The organism is Micromonospora sp. NPDC000663, from assembly GCF_042898105.1.
Classification (GTDB): Bacteria; Actinomycetota; Actinomycetes; order Mycobacteriales; family Micromonosporaceae; genus Micromonospora.
The window spans coordinates 586,012-606,232 of record NZ_JBIAYR010000004.1 but is presented as its reverse complement, the minus strand read 5'-3'; the positions used below and the strand labels follow the sequence as shown (position 1 = coordinate 606,232).

21 protein-coding genes are annotated in these 20,221 nt (G+C 71.7%); 9 read left to right on the top strand and 12 right to left on the bottom strand.

Annotated elements, in window-relative coordinates; all coding sequences use genetic code 11:
• Positions 1 to 6: 6 nt before the first annotated feature.
• The 3 genes from ACFY1S_RS18280 to ACFY1S_RS18270 form a co-directional block, all read right to left on the bottom strand.
• Complete coding sequence (locus tag ACFY1S_RS18280) at positions 7 to 774, bottom strand: glycerophosphodiester phosphodiesterase (RefSeq protein ID WP_387119164.1); 768 nt, start codon at positions 772 to 774, stop codon at positions 7 to 9.
• 120 nt (positions 775 to 894) lie between these two features.
• Positions 895 to 1,479 carry a TetR/AcrR family transcriptional regulator gene (locus ACFY1S_RS18275; RefSeq protein WP_387119161.1) on the bottom strand — a complete coding sequence of 195 codons (585 nt, stop codon included), beginning with the start codon at positions 1,477 to 1,479 and terminating at the stop codon, positions 895 to 897.
• Positions 1,480 to 1,546: 67 nt separating this feature from the next.
• Positions 1,547 to 2,320 (bottom strand): lysophospholipid acyltransferase family protein, encoded by a 774-nt coding sequence (locus tag ACFY1S_RS18270; RefSeq protein WP_387119157.1) that lies wholly within the window; start codon positions 2,318 to 2,320, stop codon positions 1,547 to 1,549.
• Between the two features lie 177 nt (positions 2,321 to 2,497).
• Between ACFY1S_RS18270 and ACFY1S_RS18265 the strand changes: the two genes are divergently transcribed.
• The 3 genes from ACFY1S_RS18265 to eis all read left to right on the top strand — a co-directional run bounded on the left by ACFY1S_RS18265 (position 2,498) and on the right by eis (position 6,184).
• Positions 2,498 to 3,913 carry a cytochrome ubiquinol oxidase subunit I gene (locus ACFY1S_RS18265; protein WP_387119154.1) on the top strand — a complete coding sequence of 472 codons (1,416 nt, stop codon included), beginning with the start codon at positions 2,498 to 2,500 and terminating at the stop codon, positions 3,911 to 3,913.
• Between the two features lie 13 nt (positions 3,914 to 3,926).
• Complete coding sequence (gene cydB, locus ACFY1S_RS18260; RefSeq protein ID WP_387119151.1) at positions 3,927 to 4,925, top strand: cytochrome d ubiquinol oxidase subunit II; 999 nt, start codon at positions 3,927 to 3,929, stop codon at positions 4,923 to 4,925.
• A gap of 80 nt (positions 4,926 to 5,005) precedes the next feature.
• Entirely contained in the window at positions 5,006 to 6,184 is a 1,179-nt protein-coding gene (gene eis, locus ACFY1S_RS18255) for an enhanced intracellular survival protein Eis (RefSeq protein ID WP_387119148.1), read from the top strand.
• Between the two features lie 53 nt (positions 6,185 to 6,237).
• Here eis and ACFY1S_RS18250 read toward each other — a convergent pair whose 3' ends face one another.
• Positions 6,238 to 6,666, bottom strand: coding sequence for a hypothetical protein (locus ACFY1S_RS18250; protein ID WP_387119145.1), 429 nt, complete (start codon positions 6,664 to 6,666; stop codon positions 6,238 to 6,240).
• Positions 6,667 to 6,762: 96 nt separating this feature from the next.
• On the opposite strand from ACFY1S_RS18250, the gene ACFY1S_RS18245 reads away from it, so the two are divergent.
• Entirely contained in the window at positions 6,763 to 7,215 is a 453-nt protein-coding gene (locus tag ACFY1S_RS18245) for a MarR family winged helix-turn-helix transcriptional regulator (RefSeq protein ID WP_387119142.1), read from the top strand.
• Between the two features lie 6 nt (positions 7,216 to 7,221).
• On the opposite strand, the gene ACFY1S_RS18240 is transcribed toward ACFY1S_RS18245, so the two are convergent.
• The 3 genes from ACFY1S_RS18240 to ACFY1S_RS18230 form a co-directional block, all read right to left on the bottom strand.
• Positions 7,222 to 7,905 carry a hypothetical protein gene (locus ACFY1S_RS18240; RefSeq protein ID WP_387119139.1) on the bottom strand — a complete coding sequence of 228 codons (684 nt, stop codon included), beginning with the start codon at positions 7,903 to 7,905 and terminating at the stop codon, positions 7,222 to 7,224.
• Positions 7,906 to 7,978: 73 nt separating this feature from the next.
• On the bottom strand, positions 7,979 to 8,440 hold the full coding sequence (locus ACFY1S_RS18235; protein ID WP_387119135.1) for a peroxiredoxin: 462 nt from the start codon (positions 8,438 to 8,440) through the stop codon (positions 7,979 to 7,981).
• A gap of 45 nt (positions 8,441 to 8,485) precedes the next feature.
• The gene (locus ACFY1S_RS18230; protein ID WP_387119132.1) at positions 8,486 to 9,319 is read right to left on the bottom strand and encodes a patatin-like phospholipase family protein; all 834 of its coding nucleotides are present in this window, start codon (positions 9,317 to 9,319) and stop codon (positions 8,486 to 8,488) included.
• 78 nt (positions 9,320 to 9,397) lie between these two features.
• Here ACFY1S_RS18230 and ACFY1S_RS18225 point away from each other — a divergent pair, with 78 nt between their 5' ends.
• Positions 9,398 to 10,126, top strand: a complete 729-nt coding sequence (locus ACFY1S_RS18225; protein WP_387119129.1) for an SDR family NAD(P)-dependent oxidoreductase — start codon at positions 9,398 to 9,400, stop codon at positions 10,124 to 10,126.
• Between the two features lie 33 nt (positions 10,127 to 10,159).
• Here the strand turns inward: ACFY1S_RS18225 and ACFY1S_RS18220 are convergent, their stop codons facing one another.
• From ACFY1S_RS18220 to zwf, 4 genes are all read right to left on the bottom strand, one after another.
• On the bottom strand, positions 10,160 to 10,285 hold the full coding sequence (locus tag ACFY1S_RS18220; RefSeq protein ID WP_387119126.1) for a hypothetical protein: 126 nt from the start codon (positions 10,283 to 10,285) through the stop codon (positions 10,160 to 10,162).
• Complete coding sequence (locus tag ACFY1S_RS18215; RefSeq protein WP_387119123.1) at positions 10,282 to 11,694, bottom strand: OFA family MFS transporter; 1,413 nt, start codon at positions 11,692 to 11,694, stop codon at positions 10,282 to 10,284. Before ACFY1S_RS18215 ends, ACFY1S_RS18220 begins: the two co-directional genes overlap by 4 nt.
• A gap of 160 nt (positions 11,695 to 11,854) precedes the next feature.
• Entirely contained in the window at positions 11,855 to 12,694 is an 840-nt protein-coding gene (locus ACFY1S_RS18210; protein ID WP_387119120.1) for a hypothetical protein, read from the bottom strand.
• A gap of 61 nt (positions 12,695 to 12,755) precedes the next feature.
• Entirely contained in the window at positions 12,756 to 14,129 is a 1,374-nt protein-coding gene (zwf, locus tag ACFY1S_RS18205) for a glucose-6-phosphate dehydrogenase (RefSeq protein WP_387119117.1), read from the bottom strand.
• Between the two features lie 177 nt (positions 14,130 to 14,306).
• Here zwf and ACFY1S_RS18200 point away from each other — a divergent pair, with 177 nt between their 5' ends.
• On the top strand, positions 14,307 to 15,938 hold the full coding sequence (locus ACFY1S_RS18200) for a beta-N-acetylhexosaminidase (RefSeq protein WP_387119114.1): 1,632 nt from the start codon (positions 14,307 to 14,309) through the stop codon (positions 15,936 to 15,938).
• A 46-nt stretch (positions 15,939 to 15,984) separates the two neighbouring features.
• On the opposite strand, the gene ACFY1S_RS18195 is transcribed toward ACFY1S_RS18200, so the two are convergent.
• Positions 15,985 to 16,434 carry a hypothetical protein gene (locus ACFY1S_RS18195; RefSeq protein WP_387119111.1) on the bottom strand — a complete coding sequence of 150 codons (450 nt, stop codon included), beginning with the start codon at positions 16,432 to 16,434 and terminating at the stop codon, positions 15,985 to 15,987.
• A 124-nt stretch (positions 16,435 to 16,558) separates the two neighbouring features.
• Between ACFY1S_RS18195 and ACFY1S_RS18190 the strand changes: the two genes are divergently transcribed.
• The 3 genes from ACFY1S_RS18190 (at position 16,559) to ACFY1S_RS18180 (ending at position 20,211) form a co-directional block, all read left to right on the top strand.
• Positions 16,559 to 17,338, top strand: coding sequence for an alpha/beta fold hydrolase (locus tag ACFY1S_RS18190; RefSeq protein ID WP_387119108.1), 780 nt, complete (start codon positions 16,559 to 16,561; stop codon positions 17,336 to 17,338).
• A 150-nt stretch (positions 17,339 to 17,488) separates the two neighbouring features.
• Positions 17,489 to 20,086, top strand: a complete 2,598-nt coding sequence (gene lanKC / locus ACFY1S_RS18185) for a class III lanthionine synthetase LanKC (RefSeq protein WP_387119106.1) — start codon at positions 17,489 to 17,491, stop codon at positions 20,084 to 20,086.
• Between the two features lie 5 nt (positions 20,087 to 20,091).
• On the top strand, positions 20,092 to 20,211 hold the full coding sequence (locus ACFY1S_RS18180) for a SapB/AmfS family lanthipeptide (RefSeq protein WP_013734295.1): 120 nt from the start codon (positions 20,092 to 20,094) through the stop codon (positions 20,209 to 20,211).
• Positions 20,212 to 20,221 lie beyond the last annotated feature (10 nt).

The following is a 20,221-nucleotide window of genomic DNA, read 5'->3' as shown; positions in this document are numbered from 1 at the left end:
CGGTCCTCAGGCGGCCCAGTGGCCGCGGCTGCGGTAGACGTCGCGCAGCACGCCGACGTGATCGGTCATGATGCCATCCACGCCACGATCAAGTAAGTCGTGCATCTGCGCGGGTTCGTCGATCGTCCAGACGTGCACCTGCAGGCCGAGCCGGTGGCAGTAGTCGAGGAAGCGACGGTCCACCACCGGAACCCGCCCGTAGGTCGGCGGCACCTGCGCGGCGACCACCGACGGGGGCAGTCGAAGCGGGCGTCCGTGCAGGGAGGCGAGGCGCAGCCGGGCCACCCCGCGCATGCCGAGGCTGGTGGCGACGCGTCCCTCGGTGAGGGCGCGCATCCGGGTCAGTCGGGCGTCGCTGAACGAGGCGAGCAGCACCCGGTCGGCGGCGCCCGCCCGGGTCACGGCGGCGACCGTCGGCTCGACGCCGCCGTCGGCCTTCACGTCGATGTTGAAGCGGACCCGCGGCCAAGCGCCCAGGACCTCGTCGAGCCTCGGTACGACGGCGGCGCCGCCGACGCGTACCGAGGCGAGGTCGGCCCAGGTCATGTCGGCGATGCGCCCCGGCTCGCCGGTGATCCGTCGCAGCGTCGGGTCGTGGAAGATCACCGCCACGCCGTCGGCTGTGGCGTGCACGTCGGTCTCCACGTACCGGAAGCCCAGCGCGATGGCCCGGGCGAACGCCTCGGTGGTGTTCTCGTCGCCCTCGGCCGCGCCGCCGCGGTGGGCGAACGCCAGCGGCGCGGGCGCGTCGAGGTAACCGGGTCGGGTCAGCACGCTGGGCAGTATGCCCGCGGTCGGTGGCCGGTGGGTGACCGGCGGGCGTCTGTCGCCCGCTCGGTCGAGCAGGTAGGCGCCGCTTCGTCGCCCGGCGGCGCCGTCGACGGGCGCAGTGGGTCAGCCGGCGGGGCGGTGGATCAGCCGGAGGCTCCGCCGGATCCGGTCACGGAACTCTTCCCTGGTGGTCGAGGTCGACTTCCAGGTCAGGGCGGCGGAGAAGAGCAGGTCCATCACGTCGTGGGCGGTCAGGTCGGCGGGCAGGAGGCCGGGTGGGGCGAGGGCGGCGATGTGGGCGCTCAGCGTCGCCCGGGCCCGCTGCTGGTAGTCGTGGAACATCGAGCCCAGCCGGGGTTCGCTGTTCTCCAGCAGTTCGTTGAGGTCGCGGGCCACCGGGGTGTCGATGTACGGGCCCATCAGCGCGTCGAGCCCCGCCACGATTCCCTCGTCGAAGCTCAGCGAGCGGTCGGCGAGGCAGACCTCCATGGCCCGCTGGGCACGCTCCAGGACGCCCTGCATGGTGGCGCGGTACAGCTGCTCCTTGTTGGGGAACATCAGGTACAGGCCCGGTCGGGACATGCCGGCCGCCCTGGCGACGGCCTCCATGGAGGTCTTCTGGAATCCGTAGCGCCCGAACACCCCGACCGCCGCCACGAGGGCGGCGGTGCGCTTCGGGTCTTCGACATCCATCTGCGCGTTGCTCACGCTGGACAGATTAGATGATCTTGCAGAAATTGCCCAACGTGTCAATCCGTGAGGGCGGCAGGGAGCATCATCCCGCGCTGCGGCGGTGGGCGCGACTCGGGTCGCTCGGGCGACCGGGGTCGACGTACCGGGGCCCGTCGGGTTCGTCGGGGCGCAGCGGGGCGAGGGTGTCGGTGAGCGCGTCGATGATCCGGTCAGTGGCCCGGCGGGCGGCGCCGGGGGCAGCGGACGTGGTCTCGCCCAGATCGACGGGGTCCCCGAAGTGCACCCGGATCACCGGGCGGCGCCACAGGGCGCGGGCGACGCCGCCCAGCATTCCCTTCGGCGCCCGGTACGGCAGCACCTCGTGCGCGCCCCACTGGGCGACCGGGATGACCGGCGCGTTGCAGGCCAGCGCGAGGCGGGCGGCGCCGGTCTTGCCGCGTTCGGGCCACATGCCGGGGTCCAGGCCGATGCGGCCCTCGGGGTAGATGAGGATCACCGATCCCGCCGCGACGGCGCTCGCGGCGGTCTCCAGGGCCTGGTGTACGGCGCTGGTGCCGCGATCCACGCGGATGTGCCCGGCCCGGCGCATCGCGGCGCCGAGCAGCGGGGCGCGGAACAGGCCGGCGGTCGCCATGATCCTCGGGGCGATCCCGCGGGTCTGGCAGGCGGCGGCCATCGCGAGCGGATCGAACGGGCTGATGTGGTTGGCGGCCAGCACCAGCGGTCCACGGCGCAGGTGCGCGGGGACGTCGCCGCTGACCTCAAGGCGGGCGAGCGGGGCCACCAGGGCCCGGGTGAGCAGCAGGGCCGCACGCCAGATCAGCGGTGGCTGCCAGGGGGAGTACGCGGTGTCCATCAGCGCGACATCGTCGCATGCGGCGGCGGGGTCGCGAGGGCGGGTCGTGCTGAATGGCCCGGGGTGATCAGGGTCATTGGTCCCGGGTCGGTTCGGGTCGCCCGGCCCTGCCCGATCCTCTACGACGAGAAGTAGTATTTACTACGTCTCGTAGTACGACTCGCTGGGGGTTTTCAGGTGGACGCGTTGGACGTCGCCCGTTGGCAGTTCGGTGTCACCACCGTCTACCACTTTCTCTTCGTTCCGCTGACCATCGGCCTGTCCGTGCTGGTGGCCATCCTCCAGACGATGTGGCACCGCACGGGCAACGAGCGCTACCTCAAGCTCACCAAGTTCTACGGCAAGCTCTTCCTGATCAACTTTGCCATGGGTGTGGTCACCGGCATCGTGCAGGAGTTCCAGTTCGGCATGAACTGGAGCGACTACTCCCGCTTCGTCGGCGACATCTTCGGCGCACCCCTGGCCATCGAGGCGCTCGTCGCGTTCTTCCTCGAATCCACGTTCATCGGCCTGTGGATCTTCGGCTGGGACCGGCTGCCCAAGCGGGCCCACCTGGCCAGCATCTGGGCCGCGGCCATCGGCACGAACCTGTCCGCGTACTTCATCCTCGCCGCGAACTCGTTCATGCAGAACCCCGTCGGCTACCGCATCAACCCGGACAGCGGACGCGCCGAGCTGACCGACTTCCCGGCGGTGCTCACCAACAAGGTCGCCCTGATCACGTTCCCGCACACCCTGGCCGGCTCGTTCCTGGTCGCCGGGTCGCTTGTCGTGGCCGTCGGCCTGTACCACGTGATCCGCAACCGCGACTCCGCCGACACCGGTGCATACCGCTTCGCCACCAAGTTCGGCTCCTGGGTGGTCCTGGTCTCCTCGGCCGCCGTGCTGTTCACCGGCGACATCCAGGGCAAGATCATGACTCAGGTGCAGCCGATGAAGATGGCCGCCGCCGAGGGCCTCTACACCACCGAGAGCCCCGCCTCCTTCTCCGTGCTCACCATCGGCAGCCTCGACGGCAGCCGCGAGGTGTTCGCCCTGAAGATCCCGTACCTGCTGTCGTACCTGGGCACCGGCGACCCGAACGGCACCGTGCACGGCATCAACGACCTGCAGGCCCAGTACGCCAGCCAGTACGGCGCCGGCAGCTACACCCCGATCATCCCGGTGACGTACTGGAGCTTCCGCTTCATGATCGCCTTCGGGATGGCCGCCGCCGCGATCGCCCTGCTGGTCCTGTGGAGCCAGCGCAAGGGCCGTACCCCGCGCAGCAAGTGGCTGCTGCGCGCCGGCCTGGCCATGCCGGTGCTGCCGCTGCTTGCCAACTCGTTCGGATGGATCTTCACCGAGATGGGTCGCCAGCCGTGGATCGTCTTCGGCGAGATGCTCACCCGCAACGGCGTGTCCCGCAGCGTCTCGCTGACCGAGGTGCTCACCTCGTTCACCGCCTTCACGCTGATCTACGCGACCCTCGCCGTGATCGAGGTCAGGTTGCTGCTGCGCTATGCCAAGGCTGGCGTGCCCGACGTCAGCGAGGAGCACCCCATCGACGACACCCATGACGACGCCGAGCGCCCGCTCGCCTTCGCCTACTGACCCGGAGCCCATCGTGGACCTGACCACCATCTGGTTTCTCCTCGTCGCCGTGCTGTTCACCGGCTACTTCATCCTGGAGGGCTTCGACTTCGGCGTCGGCATGCTGCTGCCCGTGCTCGGCCGCGACGACCGGGAACGCCGCGTCCTGATCAACACCATCGGCCCGGTGTGGGACGGCAACGAGGTGTGGCTGATCACCGCCGGTGGCGCCATGTTCGCCGCCTTCCCGGAGTGGTACGCCACCCTCTTCTCCGGGTTCTACCTGCCGCTGCTGCTGATCCTGCTGGCCCTGATCGCCCGGGGCGTCGCCTTCGAGTACCGGCACAAGCGCCCCGAGGCGTCCTGGAAGCGCCGCTGGGACACCGCCATCGTGGTCGGCTCGCTGCTGCCGGCGATCCTGTGGGGCGTCGCCTTCGCCAACATCCTGCGCGGTGTGCCGCTGGACGCCGACCACGAGTACGTCGGCGGCCTCGTGGACCTGCTCAACCCGTACGCCCTGCTGGGTGGCGCGACGACCCTCGCGCTGTTCCTCACCCACGGCGCGGTGTTCCTCGCCCTGAAGACCACAGGTGACATCCGGGAGCGCGCCGGCGCCCTCGCGGTGCGCCTGGGTGTCGGTGCCGCCGTGCTGGCGGTGGGGTTCCTGACCTGGACGTTGAGCATCCGCTCCAGCGCGGCCGCCGTCGTGCTCGCCGTCGGCGCGGCCCTCGCGCTGCTCGGTGGCCTGGCCGCCGCCCGGGTACGCCGGGAGGGCTGGGCGTTCACCGGGACCGCCGTGGCGATCGGTCTGGCCGTGGCGACCCTGTTCGCGGCGTTGTTCCCGAACGTCATGCCGTCCACCCTGGACGCGGCCGGCACGCTGACCACCACCAACGCGGCTTCCACCCCGTACACCCTGAAGATCATGACCTGGGTGGCGGTGATCTTCACGCCGGTGGTGCTTGCCTACCAGGGCTGGACGTACTGGGTGTTCCGCAAGCGCATCGGAGTGGCCAACATCCCGCAGCACTGACCGGGTGGGGGCCGGTTCGCCGGCCCCCACCCGGGCGTAATTGGGCGGCCTCGGAAGATCCGCCCCGCTAGGGTGTGCCGATGCTCGTACGTGAACTCACCACCGACGACCTCGATGCCGCCTGGGAGTTGGGCCGGTTCGCGTTCGGCGGGGGCCAGGAACGCCCCGCCAGCACGAGCGTCGACGTGCCCGGCATGACCCGCTACGGCGCGTTCGACGAGGCCGGCCGCCTTGTCGGTAAAGCCGTGGACCTGCACCACGACCAGTGGTGGTCCGGACGGACCGTACCGGCGGCCGACGTGGGCGGGGTGGCGGTCGCCCCCGAGGCCCGGGGCCGGGGCGTGGCCCGCGCCATGCTCACCGCCCTGCTGGCCGGCGCCCACGACCGCGGTGCGGCGGTCAGCGCGCTGTACCCGACGGTGGCCGCCCCCTACCGCGCCTTCGGCTGGGAGACCGCCGGGGTGCTGCGCACCGTCGACCTGGCCACCTCCAGGCTGCCCCGGCACCGGTCCGCCCCGCACCTGACCGTCCGGGCCGGAACCCCCGCCGACCTGCCCGCAGTCGCCGACCTCTACGAGCAGGTCACCCGGCACCTCAACGGCATGCTGACGCGGCGGGGGAAACTGTTCGACTTCTTCGCCGCCGACGGTGGCCTGCCCGGCGACGGGCTCACCCTCGTCGAGGAGGACGGCCACCTGGTCGGCTACGCCACCTGGCAGCGGGGCAGCGGGTACGGCGCCGACTCCGTGCTCACCGTCGACGAAGCCCTGGCCACCACCGCCGAGGCGGCCCGGGAACTCGTCGGGGTGCTCGCCCGGTGGGCGAGCGTCGCGCCGACCCTGCGGCTGTGCCCGCTCGACGGGGACGCGGTGAGCGTCCAGTTGCCGCTGGAGGCGGCCCGCGAGCACGAGCGGAACCTGTGGATGCACCGTCCGGTCGACGTGGCCCGGGCGGTGAGCGCACGCGGGTGGCCGGACCACGCCCGGGGTGTTGTCGACTTCGGCCTCACCGACCCGATCGCCGAGTGGAACACCGGCACCTGGCGGCTGGCCGTGGCCGACGGCGCCGCCGAGCTGACCCGGATCGGCGGCGAGGCGGACCTGCGGCTCGACGTACGCGGCTTCGCGCTGCTCTACGCCGGTGCCGCCCGAGCCCGGTCGGTCGCGCAGACGGGCCTGCTGCACACCACCGGGGTCGAGCCCGACGCCCTGGACCTGCTCGGCGTCGGCGGCCCGGCGCACCTGCTCGACTACTTCTGACGGCCCTTGTCGACAGGGACCAGCTCGACCGACTCGGCTGAGCCGCTGTCGGTTCAGGCGACGCCCGCCAGTTCGTCGTTGGCCCGCTCGGTGATGAGCGTGAGGACGCGCGCGGCGACGTCCGCCTCGGCGGGCGCGATGTCCCCGTACAGCCGGGCGGTGATGCCGGCGACGGCCTCGGCGACGCGGGCCTGCGTGGCGTGACCCGTGTCGGTGAGCCGCATGTGCGGCACGACACCGTCGACCCGGGCGAGGTCGGCGTCGACGAGGGCGTCGATCACCGTGCGCACGGCCGGTTCGTCGACCTTGAGGGTGCTGGTGATCCGGTGCACGAGCCGTGCGCGCTCGACGGGGCCGGCGGCGAGGGCGTTGAGGGCGATCACCTGGCCGAAGCTGAGCCCGAGCGGGCCGGTGGCACGTTCGAGCAGAGCCCGGGTGGCGTAGTGGGCCTGGCCGATTACCTGACCGTTGAGAGGGGACATGACGCCTCCTTCAGAACGTTGGCCTAACCAACGTTGGTGAAGCCAACGTAACACCTGATTGTGGGTAGCGCCAACGATTCCTGGTAGGCTTCGCTCATGGATCACGCGGCCCCGCAGTCACCCGCCGGGCTGCGTACCACCCCGAGTTGGCTGCTCAACCAGGCCGCCGCCCACGCCGGCCGGCTCATCAGCGCCGGCTTCGCCGCACACGACCTGCGCGGCTACCACTACCGGCTGCTCGCCGCGCTCGCCGAGGACGGCCCCGCGAGCCAGGCCGACCTGGGACGTCGCTGCGGCATCGACCGCAGCGACGTCGTGGCCGCCGTCAACGACCTGGCCGGTCAGGGGTACGTGGTACGCGCCCCCGACCCGGCCGACCGCCGCCGCAACGTCATCAGCCTCACCGACGCCGGCGCCGACGAGGCCCGCAGGATGGCCGACACCGTCGCCCGCGTGCAGGACGACCTGCTCGCGCCCCTGTCGAGCGCCGAACGCGACGAACTGACCCGCCTGCTCACCCGGCTACTCGAGCACCACAGCCGAGGCTGACCCGCCTCAGCGGGCCTCGCGCAGCTCCGCCAGTCGCGCCTCGATCTCAGCCAGCTCGGCGCGCAGCTTCTCCGCCTGCTGCTCGGCCTCGGCCCGCTCGGTGCCGAGGATCTGCTCCACCGCCTCCTGCACACCTGGCACGTCCACGAGCGCCACCATCTTCAACGCCTCGGCCGGCTTCACCACGTACGGCTTGGCCAGGGCCTTGCTGCCCTGCTGCGCGGCGACGGTCCACTCGCCGTCGGCGTACGCCAGGGTGACCGTGAGGCCGGCGGGGCTCTTGGGCTTGGCGGCCCTGACCGCCCGCCGCGCCGGCGGCTTCTCGGCCTGCTCCACCTTCGGCTCCTCCTGTCGCTGCGCGGGCACCCGCGGCGTGTCCAACACGAACTCCGGCGCGGCCGCCGCGGGCGGCTCCGGCTCGGGTTCCGGTTTCGGCTCCGCCACCCGGCGGCCCGCGCCCTTGGGCGCCACCGCCAGGTCGGCGGGGGAGAACGGCAACTCGTCGCGGCCGAACCGCACCACCACGAACTCGTCGGACACCTCCGGGTCGGTCAGCTCGACCACCTGGCCGACCTGACCGGCGATCTGCCCCGCCGACGCGGTGAACACCACCCGTGGCTTGCGCCCGGCCGCCAACGCCTCCCGGATGCTCTGCACCTCGATAGTGGACAAACCCTGGCCGGCATCCATCACAACCCTCTTCCGTACACCTGTTTGATTGCTGCCTTGATACCAGCCCGCTGCGACAGCCGCCGCAGGGGGCTCAGCCGCCCAGTGCCCGCAGCGCCCGGTCCGCGTGGTCGTTCATGCTGACCTCGCTGTGGATCACCTCGATGATCCGCCGGTCGGCGCCGATCACGAACGTCATCCGCTTCGTGCTCAACGGCCCCAACGGCAGTCGACGACGCACCCCGAAGGCCTGCGCCACAGTCCCGTCCACGTCCGACAGCAGCGGATAGTCGAAGCCGTGCAGCCGGGAGAACTCCGCCTGCTTCGCCACCGGGTCGCGGCTGATGCCCACCCGCGACGCGCCCAGCGTCGCAAACTCGGCGGCCAGATCCCGAAAGTGGCAGCTCTCCGCCGTGCAGCCCCGGGTCATCGCCCCCGGGTAGAAGAACAGCACCACCGGACCGGTCGCCAGGAACTCCGACAGCCGCCGCGGCGTGCCCGTCTCATCCGGCAGCTCGAAGTCCTCCACCACGTCGCCGACACCCACACCCGCCACCGCGCACCTCCGTTGTCCGACCGATCGCGCGGTGAGCGTAAGCGATCACGCCCAGAGCGCGGTCACCTCGTCCGCCACCACCTCGGCCTGCGCCCGTCCGGCCCGCGCCGCGCCGGCCCGCCGGGCCGGGTCCAGCACGTTACGGCCGATCGCGGTACGCGCCGCCGCGTCCGGCGTCACCACCACCACCTGCGCACCTGCCGTACGCAGCTCGTCCACCTGCGCCGACAGCCGTGGCATCGGCCCGAACGCCGCAGACGTCGGCGCGAGGACCAGTACCCGCTGCGCGCCCGCCGCCAGGTCCGCGTTCACCGTCGAGCGCATTCCACCGTCGACGAAGCGACGCGACCCGATCGTCACCGGCGGCCACACACCGGGCACCGCGCAGCTCGCCCCCACGGCGTCCACAAGCGACACCCCGTCCGCGCCGTCGAACACCACGAACTCGCCGGTGGCCGCGTCGACGGCCGTCACCAGCAGCGGCCGCTGCGGCCACTCCCGCGTCGGCAGGCGGGCCTCGATCACCGCGCGCCGCGACGCCTCCGACGGAGTACGCGCCGCCACGGCCATCGCCCCGATGCGCGCCCTGGACCGCGCCGCGTCCCGGGTACGGCCACCGGCCCACACCAGCCGCGCGAGCGCCACGAACCCCAGACGTGCCGCCACCTCACCTGTCGGCGGGGCCAGCTGCTCCTCGTACAACCGCTCCAGCGGCACTCCGGAGCGCACCTGCGCGCCCACCACCGAACCGGCCGACGTGCCCACCACCAGGTCCGCCTCGGTGACCGGCACACCCCGCTCGGCCAGCCCCGCCAGCAACCCCAGCTCCCACGCCACACCTGTCACGCCGCCACCGCCGAGCACCAACGCGCGCCGCATGTGACCCTCCTCTCGACGACTGGTCCGCGCCGGTCACGGTAGCGTCGGCGCATCCCACCCGACAGCCCTGGAGGCACCGTGGCACCCGTCACCGTCATTACCGGCGGGGGCCGGGGCATCGGCGCGGCCACCGCCCGCCGTCTCGCCCACGCCGGTCACCACATCGCCCTGTGCTACCGCCGCGACCACGCCGCCGCTGGCGCCGTCCTGGCCGACCTGCGCGCCGCCGGTCGACAGGCCGTCGCGGTACGCGCCGACACCACCGACCCCGACCAGGTCGCCGAACTGTTCGACGCCGCCGCCCAGCTGGGCCCGCTCACCGGTCTGGTCAACAACGCGGGCGTCACCAGCCTCATCGGGCCCTTCACCGAACTGCGTGTCGAGGACCTGCGCCGGGTCGTCGACGTCAACCTCGTCGGCTACGTCCTCTGCGCCCAGCAGGCCGCCCGCCGGCTCGGCCACGGCGGAGCCATCGTCAACGTCTCGTCGGCCGCTGCGACGCTCGGCAGCCCGGGGGAGTACGTGCACTACGCCGCCGTGAAGGCCGCCACCGACACGCTCACCGTCGGCCTGTCCAAGGAACTCGCCCCGCGGGGCATCCGGGTCAACGCCGTCGCGCCAGGCATCGTGCGCACCGACATCCACGCCGACTCCGGCGTACCGGACCGCGCCGACACTGCGGTCGGTCGCATCCCGCTGGGGCGCGCCGGCGAACCCGACGAGATCGCCGCCGCCATCGCCTGGCTGCTCAGCCCGGACGCCTCGTACGCCACAGGCACGGTGCTGCGCGTCTCCGGTGGCCTGTGAGCCGGGGCGCCGCGCGCGCCCCGGCTCACCTCGTCACTGGGTGAACAGCTTCGCCGCCGTGATCAGCGTCTGCACCACCCCGTAGCCCAGCAGCGCCGCCACCACCAACCAGGAGATCCACAACCGGGCCTGCTGCCCGTTCCGGCTGTCGTCGCTCATCGCGTGCCACTCCTCTCCGACGTCAGGTCCTCGTTCGCGTCCTGTTGTTCCGACGGTTCGTGGTAACGCTGCGGCACCGGGCGTACCAGCAGGTTCGCCACGAAGCCCACGGCCAGGACGCCCACCATGGTGAACAGCGCCGGCCGGTACGCCGCCGCCGTCAACGTGCCCGGCTGGCCCTGCGCGTCGAGGAACCCGTTGACGATCAGCGGCCCGGCGATCCCCGCCGCCGACCAGGCGGTCAGCAGCCGCCCGTGGATCGCACCCACCTGGTACGTGCCGAACAGGTCCCGCAGGTACGCCGGCACGGTGGCGAACCCGCCGCCGTAGAACGACAGGATCACGCAGGCCAGCAGCACGAACAGCGCCGTCGCGGTCTGCCCGACCAGCGCCAGCAACGCGTACAGCACCATGCCGACACCCAGGTACACCAGGTAGATCGGTTTGCGTCCGATCACGTCCGAGGTGGACGACCACACGAACCGGCCGGCCATGTTGAACAGCGACAGCAGTCCCACGAACCCGCCGGCCGCCGCCACCGACACCGCGGACGTGCCGTTGTCCCGGAAGAAGTCCTGGATCATCGGGCTGGCCTGTTCCAGGATGCCGATGCCCGCTGTCACGTTGCAGAACAGCACCACCCACAGCAGCCAGAACGAGCGGGTCTTGACCGCGTTCGCCGCCGACACGTTCGCCGTCGTGACCAGGGGCTTGGCCGCCACGCTCGCCGGGTCGAACCCCTGCGGACGCCAGCCCTCGGCCGGCACCCGCACGTTCGCCACCCCGAACATCATGATCACGAAGTAGCCGAGGCCGAGCGTCACGAACAACCACACAAGCGCGCTACCCGACGCCGTGGAACCCGCGTTGGACGGGTCGTACGCCGGGTCGTAGAACGACAGCAGCTGCCGGGACAGGGGAGAGGCCACCATCGCCCCACCGCCGAACCCCATGATCGCCAGCCCGGTGGCCAGGCCCGGCCGGTCCGGGAACCACTTGATCAGCGTCGAGACGGGCGAGATGTAGCCGATACCCAGGCCGATGCCGCCGAGCAGCCCGTACCCCAGGTACAGCAGCCACAACTGCTTCGTGGCGATGCCCAGCGAACCCACCAGGAAGCCCACCGCCCAGAAACAGGCCGAGACGAACATGGCCTTGCGCGGCCCGTTCGCCTCCACCCAGGTCCCGGCGACCGCGGCCGACAGGCCCAGCATCACGATCGCGATGCTGAAGATGACCCCGATGGCGGTCTGACTGGTGTCGAAGTGGGCGATGAGCGAGTTCTTGTAGACGCTCGTCGCATATACCTGACCGATGCAGAGGTGGATGGCCAACGCCGCCGGAGGGATCAGCCAACGGCTGTAGCCGGGCGGCGCGACGGTGTGCCGACGATCGAGTGCGGAAAGCATGGGCTGCTTCCTCTCCGAAGCGGACGAGATGTGCCCACAACGTGCCCACACCGCACGCAGGCGGCAAACCTCGCCGTCGCCGGACGGTCGAAACCGTGAGCTGAGCGGTCAGTCAGTCGCCCACCCCGCTGGACGCTCATCCGGGCTGGTCGACGGCGCGTCAGGCGTCCTGGCCGGCCGGCTCCGCCCGCCAGATCCAGTTGCGTCGCTCGTACAGCGGGGTGAGGCCCAGCCGGCGCATGTTGTCCAGTGACGGGTTGGACGTACCCGGCTCGGGTCGTCCCGTCTCGCCGGTGACCCACCGGCAGCCGGCGTGCGCGGCGGCCCGCACCCGGGCGGCCAGCAGGCCCGACTGCGCACCCCGACCCCGGTGCGTGGGCACTGTCGCGCCGGTGTTGAGCGAGGCCGCCGCGCCGTTCAGGAACAGGTTGGCGGCGGCCACCATCCGCGTACCGTCCCAGGCGGCGAAGGGGCGGAATCCGGGGTCCCGCACGCTCGCGGTGAGCATCGGTGCGAGGTGTTCCTCGGGCATCCCGAAGCAGAGCAGCACCAGCGACGCCCACTCAGGCACCAGGTCGTCCGGGACCGGACCGACCCGCAGGTCCGTGTGGCCGGGCGTCAGCGTGCTGACCTCGCCTGCCAGTTTCACCCAGGTGCTTGCGCCTGTGATGTTCTCCCGGGAGCAGATCTCGTCCCAGTCCGCCGGCAGCCGTTCGGGGGCGATCTGGATGACCGCGGACGGTGTGCCCTCCGCGCGGTAGACGTCGCACACCCGGGCGATCAGCTCAGCGGTGACGGGTTCGGCGATGCCGAACCCGAGCGCCTTGCTCCAGTAGCCGGTCGGGTCGTGCCGCATGGACAGCACCACCCCGCCACCCAGGCGGGTGGTGTGGATGCCGAGCGCGTCGCGGACGTGCGCCGGCGCTCCCGACTCGTACCGGAGCATGAACTCGGCCTCGGTCAGCTCGGCTAGCGCTCGTACCGTGTCATCAGCTGTCATTCGCCACAGCCTGCCACCGCGCCGCCCGGCGCCGGCGTTGCCGGCGCCGTGAGCGGCGTCACTACCGCAGGTCCGGGGTGTGCCAGCCGCCGGCGAGGGGGTCGGCGTCCGCCGGACCCCAGGTGCCCTTGTCGTACGGCTGCACCTCGGTCGCCAGGTCCAGGATCGGCCCGACGATCCGCCACTCCTGTTCGATCGTCTCCTCGCGCGCGAACCGCAGGTGCTGCCCGTCCATCGCGTCATCGAGGAGCCGCTCGTACGCCTCCTGACGGCGACCGAACGCGGCGCCGAAGTCGACCGACAGGTCCACCGGCCGGCTGGTCACCTCGGCGCCCGGGCTCTTGGCCTGGATGGACATGGTGATGCCGTCGCCGCGACCGAGCCGGAACCGCAGCAGGTTCGCGGGCGCGCCGGCCCCGCCCTCGGCGCGGATGAGCGAGCGTTGGGGCTGCTTGAACTCGACCAACACCTCGGTCGCCGTCCCCGGCAGGGACTTGCCGGTGCGCAGGTAGAACGGCACACCCGCCCAGCGGGGAGAGTCGACGGTCAGCCGGGTGGCCACGAACGTCTCGGTGTTCGAGTCCGGTGCGACACCCGGCTCGTCGCGGTACCCCACGTACTGGCCCCGTACGGTGCTCCGCGGTGACAGCGGCGCGATCTGTCGCAGGACCGCGACCTCCGCCTCGCGGAAGGCGTCGGTGTCGTCGGCGCTCGGGGCGTCCATCGCGATGAGGGCGACGACCTGAAGGATGTGGTTCTGCAACACGTCGCGGGTGGCGCCCACCGTGTCGTAGAAGCCGGCGCGGCCCTGGGTGCCGAACCCCTCGGCGAGGGTGACCTGGATGTTGTCGATGTGGTCGCTGTTCCACAGCGGCTCGAACAGCCGGTTGGCGAACCGGAAGGCGTAGAGGCCCTCGACGGCCTCCTTGCCGAGGTAGTGGTCGATGCGGAACACGCGCTGCGGGTCGAACGCGGCCCGCAGCGTGCGGTCCAGCTCGCGGGAGGACGCCAGGTCACGTCCGAAGGGCTTCTCCACGATGACCCGGCCCCGGTCGGCCAGGCCGGCCGCCGCCAGGCCCTCGACAACGGCGCCGAACACCGCAGGCGGGATCGCCAGGTAGAAGATCGGCCGCCGCGCGTCCTTCAGGCGCTGCGCGAGCCGCTGGTACGTGCCCGGGTCGGCGTAGTCACCGGAGATCATCGACAGCTGGCGCGCCAGGGCGTCGAACGCCTCGTCGTCGACCTCGTCGTTGGTTTCGGTGACGGACTTGCGGGCGGTGGTGACCAGTTGCTGGTCGTCCCAGGGGGAGCGGGCCACGCCGATCACCGGAACGTCGAGGCGACCGCGCCTGCTCAACTCGTACAGCGCCGGGAACAGCTTCTTCGAGACGAGGTCTCCCGTGACGCCGAACAGCACTACCGCGTCTGAGCGCATGGCACTTCCATCCGATCATGTAACTCTGATCTTCCAGTCGGTGAACCGTGCGACCACCTCACGAATTCCCCTTCGCCGGTCGTGGGTGAGGACGACGACAGCCGGGGCACCGGCCCGGCTAACGATTAGGAGTGTTTACAGTGCGTGCGCCCTCCGGGTAGCGTGCGAATCGGATCGATGACTACCGATCACGACGAACGCCTGGAGGTACCCGTGCGTCGCCGACACACCACCACGCGGCTGCTGGCCATCGCCGCGCTCGCGCTGCCCCTCACCCTCCCCGCAGGCCCCGCCGCCGCCACACAACACACCCCGGCCCGGCACCTCACCGACGTGATACCCGCGCCGGTCGACACCCGCCCCGACGCCCGCGCCGCGTTCCGGATCACCCCACGGACCGTCATCCGCACCGCACCCGGCTCCGCCGCCGTCCGCCAGGTCGGCAACCACCTCGCCGAGACCCTGCGCCCCGCCACCGGCTACCCGCTGCCCGTCCTGCCGGTCCGCTCCACCCCACTGCCCGAGATCGCCCTCGTCCTCGGCGGAGCGGACCACCGCGTCGGCCAGGAGGGCTACCAACTCGACGTCACCCGCCAGGGCGTCACGATCCGGGCCACCACCCCCGCCGGGCTGTTCGCCGGCACCCAGACACTGCGCCAGCTCCTGCCCGCCGACATCGAGGCGCCCGACCGGCGACACGCCACCTGGACCATCCCCGGCGGACGGATCGTCGACTACCCGCGCTTCGCCTACCGGGGCGCCATGCTCGACCTCGCCCGGCACTTCCACACCGTCGACGAGATCACCGCGTACGTGGACCTCATCAGCCAGTACAAAATCAACTACCTGCACCTGCACCTGACCGACGACCAGGGCTGGCGCATCCAGATCGACTCCTGGCCCCGCCTCACCACCGTCGGCGGCGGGCCCGGCACCGGAGTTGACGGCGTCGGCCCCGGATACCTCACCAAAGCCGACTACCAGGAAGTCGTCGCGTACGCCGCCGCCCGGCACGTCACCATCGTCCCCGAGATCGACATGCCCGGGCACACCAACGCCGCCCAGTCGACCTACCCCGAACTCAACTGCGACGGCGTCGCACCGCCCCCACGCACCGACATCGCCGTCGGCTACAGCTCCCTGTGCATCAACGACGAACTCACCTACCGCTTCGTCGAGGACGTCATCCGCGAACTCGCCGCCATCACACCGGGCCCGTACCTGCACATCGGCGGCGACGAAGCCCACGCCACCACCGACGAGGACTACCGCACCTTCATGAACCGCGTGCTGCCCCTGGTCAGCAAGTACGGCAAACGCGCCTCCGGCTGGAACGAGATCACGCGGGCCGACCTGCCCGCCGACGCCGTCGCCCAGTTCTGGGGAACCGGCACCACCAACGCCGACCTCGTCGACGCCGTCACCCGCGGCACCAAAGTCGTCATGTCCCCGGCCAACAAGTCCTACCTGGACATGAAGTACGACGCCAACACACCCCTGGGCCTGCGCTGGGCCGGCCTCATCGAGGTGTCCGACGCGTACGGCTGGGACCCGGCGACCCGCGTCACAGGCGTCGGCGAGAGCGCCGTCCTCGGCGTCGAGGCGCCCCTGTGGTCCGAGACCCTGCGAACCCTCGACGACATCGAGTACATGGCCTTTCCCCGCCTGCCGGCGATCGCCGAACTCGGCTGGTCGACCACCACCAGCCACGACTGGGAGTCGTTCCGGACCCGGCTGGGGGAGCAGGCGCCCCGCTGGCGCCTGCAACAGGTCAACTTCTACCCGTCCCCCCAGGTGCCCTGGATCTGAACCGTTCCCCGGGGCGCCGGTCGAACCGGCCGGCGCCCCGGCGGCGTCAACGACCGCAGGTGCTGTCCAGCGCCTTGAGGGTCGGGTCCAGATCCGGCGCCTCCACCTCGGTGGCCTTCGGGCCGGTGAGCCGCTTCTCGACAGCGGTGGCGAGATTCTCCAACGCCGTACGCAGCTGCGGATCCACCGCCGTCGGCGCCTCCTTGCGCAGGTCCTGCGCCAGCGCCGTGTAGTGGCCGCGCACCTTCTCGCCCTGCTCCTTGGCGCTTACCGGCTTGTCGATGGCGGCGATCGCGTCGTCCGCCATCGCCACGAAGTGCTTCTTCACCACCGCAAGGGTCGTTTCACAGACCTGCTTGCTGTTCGCCGCGACGTCCACCGTCGGGCTGGCCGCCGCAGTCGCCGACGCATCGGCGCTGCCCGCGTCCTCCTTCGGCGCCGGGTCGCAACCCGCGACCAGACCCGCGAGCGCGACACCGGCCAGAACGGTACGCACAGACTTACCCATCATGGTGTTTCCCCCGTTGTGACAAGCGGTCCCCGCTGGAACCGGAACGCACCACTGTAGAGATCACGCGGCGACGACGCAGTCCCGTGCCGCCGCCCACTAGGATTCGCGGATGGACCTGGCAGCCGAGACCACAGGCACCGGACCGGCGATCGTCTGCCTGCCCATGATCAGCACCACCCGCGCCGCCACGGCGGCCGCCTTCGCCCCCGCCCTCGCCGGGGCGGGACTGCGCGAGACGTACCTGGACCTGCCCGGGTACGGCGACTCACCCGCGCACTGCCGACCCACCTCCCAGGCCGTGCTCGACACAGTCGTCGCCTGGCTCGACCGGCACCTCGACGCGCCGGCCCTGCTGGCCGGCGCGTCCTACGGCGCGTACCTCGCCGCCGGCATCGCACGCCAACGCCCCGACCTGGTCCGCGGCCTGCTCCTCGTGTGCCCCGGCGTCACCATCGCGCCGGCCAGCCGCACCCTGCCCGGGCATCGCCCACCGGCAGGGCCCGCCGGCTGGCTGGACGCCGCCCCCACCGACCTGCGCGCGCACCTCGACACCGCGTTGGGTCACCGCACCCCCGCCGTCGTCGCGACCGTCCTCGCCGCCCTCACCGCCGGTGGCCCCGGCGACGAGGCCTTCCAGCAGGCGCTGCGCACCGGCACCGGGTACGCGCTCGCCGACGAGAACGCCGACACCGTCTTCGACGGACCGGTAAGCGTGCTCACCGGCCGGCAGGACCGCATCGTCGGCTACGCCGACCAGTTCCACGCCATGCGCCGCTACCCGCGCGGCACCTTCAGCGTGATCGACGAGGCCGGCCACTACCTGCCCTACGAGCAGCCCGCCCTGCTGCGCTCCCACACCCGCCACTGGCTGCGCCGCACCCGCGACTGACCGCGCGGCCCTGACTTTTGTCATGAGTACCCGTGCGCCCCACATCGAAGGTGATGACTAAGCGCACTGTGGCGCACCCCGCCCTGTCCACGAGACTCGACACAACGCCGGAACAACAGCCGGTACGGGTTCGGGACGGGAGGCGGGACGGTGGACGAGCGCTACGACAGTTACTGCGCCGCGGATCGACTGTTCTACGACTCGCTCGGCAGCGCCGTCGCCCAACCCGTCTTCCCGGCCGCCGACCGTCCGGTCCCGACCGGCTGGCGGCGAGAGCCGCTCGACGACTGGTTGATCTACGGCCCGGACGGCGGCTCACTGCCGCAGCAGGGCTGGAAGATCCACGTGTCGGCGGGCCTGGCGAACGCCGAGCGGGTGCTCGACGCGGTCTGGGACTACTGCGTCCCCCGAGGCCTGTCCTTCAAGTTCCTGCGCGGGCCCCGCACGCTGCTGCTGCGCAACTCCAAGTACGCCGCGCGGGCCGCCAGCGGCAAGTTCATCACCGTCTACCCCCGCGACGACGCCGAGCTGGAGCTGACCTGCAAGGAGCTCGACGAGCTGCTCGCCGGCGAGCCCGGCCCGTACATCCTCAGCGACCTGCGCTACGGCGCCGGCCCGGTGCACGTGCGCTACGGCGGATTCGCCGCCCGCTACTGCCACTCCCCGGACGGCCAGGTGGTCCCCGCGATCGAGGACGACACAGGTGCGCTGGTGCCCGACCGCCGCGATCCGGTCTTTCACGTGCCGTCCTGGATCACCCTGCCGGACTTCCTCGGCCCGCACCTGGCCGCCCGCAACGACACCAGCACCAACCAGGTGCCGTACCGCATCGAGCGGGTGATCCACTTCTCCAACGGCGGCGGGCTGTACGTGGGTCGTGACCTGCGAAGCGACACCGAGGTGGTCCTCAAGGAAGCGCGCCCGCACGCCGGTCTGGACGCCGACGGCGTCGACGCCGTCGCCCGACTGGCCCGCGAGGCGGCCGCGCTGCGGCAACTCGCCGACCTGCCGCAGGTGCCACGCGTGCACGACGAGTTCACCCTCGGCGAGCACCGGTTCCTCGCCCTCGAGTTCATCCAGGGCCGGCCCCTGAACAAGGTGCTCGTCGACAGGTACCCGCTCATCGACGCCGACGCGACGCCCGACGACCGGGCGGCGTACGCCCGCTGGGCCCGGCATGTCCACGAGCAGGTCGAGTCCCTCATCGCGGCCATCCACGAGCGCGGACTCGTCTACGGCGACCTGCACCTGTTCAACATCATGATCCGCCCGGACGACCAGGTCGCCCTCGTCGACTTCGAGGTAGCCGCCCCGATCACCGGACACCGCCGACCCGGACTGCGCAACCAGGGCTTCGCGGCCCCCCGCGACCGGAGCGGACCGGCGGTCGACCGGTACGCCCTGGCGTGCCTGCGGCTGGCGCTGTTCCTACCCCTGACCCAGCTGGTCCGGCTCGCCCCGACGAAGGCGGCGGACCTGGCCGACATCATCGCCGCGAACTTCCCGGTCCCGCGATCCTTCCTGGACCCGGCGGTCCAGGAGATCACCGGCGCCCCGCCAGACGCCACCGACCCCCACACCGACCTCGGCGCGCACGACTGGCCCGCCCAGCGCGACCGCCTCGCCAGGGCGATCCTCGCCAGCGCCACAGCCGAACGCGACGACCGGCTCTTCCCCGGCGACATCGAACAGTTCCGCAGCGGCGGCCTCAACCTCGCCCACGGAGCCGCCGGCGTGCTGTACGCCCTCGCCACCAGCGGCGCGGGCCGCTGGCCCGAGCACGAACAGTGGCTCGCACGGCGGGCGACCACACCACCGTCCGGCACCCGCTGCGGCTTCTACGACGGACTGCACGGCGTGGCGTACACCCTGGAACACCTCGGACGCCGACAGGACGCGCTGGACGTGCTCGACATCTGCCTCCGCGAACCGGTGGACGGACTCGACCACAGCCTGGCCAGCGGGCTGTCCGGAATCGCCCTGAACCTCGCCGAGCTGGCCGCCCGCACCGGGGAGCAATCGCTGCGCGACGCCGCCTGGCGCGCCGCCGAACGGGTCATCGACCGGCTGGCCGACGACCCCGGCCCCGACATCAGCGGCGGACGCCACCCGTACGCCGGGCTGCTGCGCGGCCGGACCGGCCCGGCGCTGATGCTGCTGCGCCTCTACGAACTCACAGGCGACGACGACCTGCTGGGGCACGCCGCCACAGCCCTGCGCCAGGACCTGCGCCGCTGCGTGCTGCGCCCCGACGGCGCGCTGGAGGTCAACGAGGGCTGGCGGACGATGCCCTACCTGGCCCACGGCAGCACCGGCATCGGACTGGTCCTCGACCAGTACCTGCGCCACCGCGCCGACGACCGGTTCGCCGAGGCGAGCGCGCAGATCCGCCGCGCCGCACGCTCACCGTTCTACGCGCAGTCCGGACTCTTCACCGGCCGGGCCGGCATCATCGCCTACCTCGCCGCCTCGACACACGACGCCGACCGCCGGGAACTCGACGCACAACTGCGACGGCTGTCCTGGCACGCGCTGCCCTACCGCGACGGCACCGCCTTCCCGGGTGAGCAGCTGCTGCGCCTGTCCATGGACCTCGGCACCGGCACCGCCGGCGTGCTGTACGCGCTGGCCTGCGCCCGGCCCGACGAACCACGGACGCTGCCGTTCCTCGCGCCCCTGGCGGACGCACAGAGACTCCCTCGCGACAGCGAGGGCGACGCACTCCACGAACGAAAGGAAGGGAGGTGAACGACATGGCGCTTCTGGACCTCCAGGGCCTGGAGATGGCTCCGGCCGACCGCACGGGTGGCGGTAGCCGGGCGAGCCTGCTGCTCTGCGGCGACAGCTCGCTCTCCGTCACGACCTGCAACTGATCCATTCGCA

Bases quoted from the DNA above. Each gene is read 5' to 3' on its own strand.
- ACFY1S_RS18270 (WP_387119157.1), bottom strand. From the start codon at position 2,320: ATGGACACCGCGTACTCCCCCTGGCAGCCACCGCTGATCTGGCGTGCG.
- eis (WP_387119148.1), top strand. From the start codon at position 5,006: ATGCTCGTACGTGAACTCACCACCGACGACCTCGATGCCGCCTGGGAG.
- ACFY1S_RS18250 (WP_387119145.1), bottom strand. From the start codon at position 6,666: ATGTCCCCTCTCAACGGTCAGGTAATCGGCCAGGCCCACTACGCCACC.
- ACFY1S_RS18245 (WP_387119142.1), top strand. From the start codon at position 6,763: ATGGATCACGCGGCCCCGCAGTCACCCGCCGGGCTGCGTACCACCCCG.
- ACFY1S_RS18240 (WP_387119139.1), bottom strand. From the start codon at position 7,905: ATGGATGCCGGCCAGGGTTTGTCCACTATCGAGGTGCAGAGCATCCGG.
- ACFY1S_RS18230 (WP_387119132.1), bottom strand. From the start codon at position 9,319: ATGCGGCGCGCGTTGGTGCTCGGCGGTGGCGGCGTGACAGGTGTGGCG.
- ACFY1S_RS18220 (WP_387119126.1), bottom strand. From the start codon at position 10,285: ATGAGCGACGACAGCCGGAACGGGCAGCAGGCCCGGTTGTGGATCTCC.
- ACFY1S_RS18215 (WP_387119123.1), bottom strand. From the start codon at position 11,694: ATGCTTTCCGCACTCGATCGTCGGCACACCGTCGCGCCGCCCGGCTAC.
- ACFY1S_RS18210 (WP_387119120.1), bottom strand. From the start codon at position 12,694: ATGACAGCTGATGACACGGTACGAGCGCTAGCCGAGCTGACCGAGGCC.
- zwf (WP_387119117.1), bottom strand. From the start codon at position 14,129: ATGCGCTCAGACGCGGTAGTGCTGTTCGGCGTCACGGGAGACCTCGTC.
- ACFY1S_RS18200 (WP_387119114.1), top strand. From the start codon at position 14,307: ATGACTACCGATCACGACGAACGCCTGGAGGTACCCGTGCGTCGCCGA.
- ACFY1S_RS18190 (WP_387119108.1), top strand. From the start codon at position 16,559: ATGGACCTGGCAGCCGAGACCACAGGCACCGGACCGGCGATCGTCTGC.
- ACFY1S_RS18180 (WP_013734295.1), top strand. From the start codon at position 20,092: ATGGCGCTTCTGGACCTCCAGGGCCTGGAGATGGCTCCGGCCGACCGC.